Source organism: Novacetimonas hansenii JCM 7643 (assembly GCF_000964405.1).
Lineage (GTDB): Bacteria > Pseudomonadota > Alphaproteobacteria > Acetobacterales > Acetobacteraceae > Novacetimonas > Novacetimonas hansenii.
Map to the genome: position 1 here is coordinate 1 of NZ_BANE01000187.1, position 473 is coordinate 473.

Consider the following 473-nt stretch of genomic DNA (forward strand, 5'->3'; position numbering starts at 1 on the left):
TGACCCGGTCCACCCCGGCATGAGCCGTCCGTCCTGTCTTCAAGAAACGAAAGGAACAGGACGATGACCACGCACTACGACCACATCCAGATGCTACGCGCCGAACTGACCAGCTTTCACCTGAGCCGCCGCGAGCGGCAGCAGATCGAGCGCGAACTCAAAGAGGCGCTTGCCCGACGCGATGCCGAGCCCCCCGCCTGATGGGGGGCAAAATTATGATCTCTTGTAAAGCCGCCGCTCTCTGGTCACAGCCACGTGAGTGTGCCCTCTTTTATGTGTGCAATGCCTCAATCTTTGCCCGAGAACATATGTAACCAATCACAGAGATCGGGATCCATTGGCGTCCCCAACGCGACATAATTGCGTCTGTAAAATATTATTCTTAAAGCGTCATTCATAGATGATCCGGATTCGCATCGAAATGATAGTGCGGTGCTCTATCTGTCGTATCTATGTTCCGCTCTCGCCCTCCC

At 54.5% G+C, this 473-nt stretch carries 1 protein-coding gene; it reads left to right on the forward strand.

Features of this window, described 5'->3' with window-relative positions:
• The first annotated feature begins 63 nt into the window (after nucleotides 1-63).
• The gene (locus B7G66_RS18215; RefSeq protein WP_167613957.1) at nucleotides 64-201 is read left to right on the forward strand and encodes a hypothetical protein; all 138 of its coding nucleotides are present in this window, start codon (nucleotides 64-66) and stop codon (nucleotides 199-201) included.
• Nucleotides 202-473 lie beyond the last annotated feature (272 nt).